A 549-nucleotide genomic window follows, 5' to 3' on the forward strand; every position below is an offset into this window, starting at 1 on the left:
CTGTGGTGGCGATGCCGGCGTCCGCCGATGACGGCCATGACCGTGGCCGTCACCACCACCAGGGGTACTCCAAGGTGGTGCTCGGTGACATCCAGTACAACAGCCCCGGCCGTGACGACTTCTCCAACCGTTCGCTGAACGGGGAGTGGGTCGAGGTCACCAACACCGGTCGCCGGGCGGTGAACCTGGACGGGTGGACTCTGTCGGACCTGGACGGCAACCGTTACCGCTTCGACGACGTGCGTCTGGCCGGCCGGGCCACGGTCCGTGTCCATACCGGGCGTGGCCGCGACACCCGGACCGACGTCTACCAGAACCGCCGCGGCGACTACATCTGGAGCAACTATTGCGACCGGGCCACGCTGCGCGACGACCGTGGTCGCACCGTCGACACCGAGTCCTGGGGCCGTGACCGCGACCACCGCAACAACGACCGGGGGTACCGCCGTTGACCTGACCCCCGCCCGCCACTGACCGCGGGCCCTTTCGGATCTGCTGCGTGCCGCCACCCCCCGCCCCCGGGGTGGCGGCACGTTACTCGTGCGCTCG

General features: G+C 69.9%; 1 protein-coding gene. It reads left to right on the forward strand.

Annotated features, from left to right (window positions below; genetic code table 11):
- The first annotated feature begins 2 nt into the window (after positions 1–2).
- A complete protein-coding gene (locus tag IEZ15_RS44275; RefSeq protein ID WP_189282558.1) occupies positions 3–452 on the forward strand; it encodes a lamin tail domain-containing protein in 450 nt (149 codons plus the stop codon).
- Positions 453–549: the final 97 nt, after the last annotated feature.

Origin of the sequence: Streptomyces atratus (genome assembly GCF_014648655.1) — a bacterium.
Lineage (GTDB): Bacteria > Actinomycetota > Actinomycetes > Streptomycetales > Streptomycetaceae > Streptomyces > Streptomyces atratus.